Genomic DNA, 858 nt, shown 5'->3' on the forward strand with positions numbered 1-858 from the left:
GGTTCGGGTTGGGGCGAATTCGCCCAGTTTGTGTCCAACCATATCTTCACTTATATAGACTGGAACATGACGTCGACTTCTTCAGATCAAGATATTCATTAACCAGAGAAACACTCAAATTCGTAACAAAAGCAATATCCTCCGTCTTGAAAATCTCTGAAATCCTCGTCACACGTTCAAAATCATTGATATATCGATCGACTGCTTCTTCACTATGATTAGTTCTCCTGGCAATCTCAGGAGTAGACATCTTAGAAAGTTTCAATCTGACAATCTCCCTCTTATGTGTAACAGTTGGTCCCATATCATGAATAGTTCCACGATACGGCAGACTAATTCCCTTTTCATTCTGTATATCCTGAATATACTTGCCAACAGATGCTCTTGAGATTGCAAGAAGTAAAGCAATATCAGGCTGGCTCAAGGTTCCCCTCTGTTCATCTGCTTCTTTCATGATTCGTTCAGTTACATTCTTTCGTATCTGAGTAATTGAACTTCCATTTATTCGCATATTGATCTCTTCATCGCTGACCAATGTAAGAATAACCGGAATAGTTCTGGTATCACTCATCGACTTTCCATATGAACTGGTTTCATCTTTAGCAACTGCTTGCCAGAGGATCTGCCCTTTCTTGACTCTACTCAGAGGCAACTGATGTTCACCAACAATCTTGATCAGATCATTGACGATTAATTCTATAACCTCTCTACCACCTAAGAATCCATATTCCGAAATAAATCTTGAGCACAATACAGTTTTCATACTTTTCTGAAGTTGAGGATCTTGTAGAAGCATACAACCAGGCTTTAAAAATCAAGCACAGTTTAATCGAGATGGGAAAGCCGGGCACAGCCGCA

The 858-nt window shown here is 40.0% G+C and carries 1 protein-coding gene and 1 pseudogene; both read right to left on the bottom strand.

Features of this window, described 5'->3' with window-relative positions; genetic code table 11:
- A pseudogene (locus SCJ97_11590) lies at window positions 1-75 on the bottom strand (ribosomal protein S19 family protein).
- Complete coding sequence (locus SCJ97_11595) at window positions 47-796, bottom strand: DUF1670 domain-containing protein (protein MDW7740671.1); 750 nt, start codon at window positions 794-796, stop codon at window positions 47-49. The pseudogene SCJ97_11590 and the gene SCJ97_11595 overlap by 29 nt, the downstream one beginning before the upstream one ends.
- Window positions 797-858: the final 62 nt, after the last annotated feature.

This window comes from Bacillota bacterium (genome assembly GCA_033549065.1).
Lineage (GTDB): Bacteria > Bacillota > Dethiobacteria > DTU022 > DTU022 > JAWSUE01.

Bases quoted from the DNA above. Each gene is read 5' to 3' on its own strand.
- SCJ97_11595 (MDW7740671.1), bottom strand. From the start codon at position 796: ATGCTTCTACAAGATCCTCAACTTCAGAAAAGTATGAAAACTGTATTG.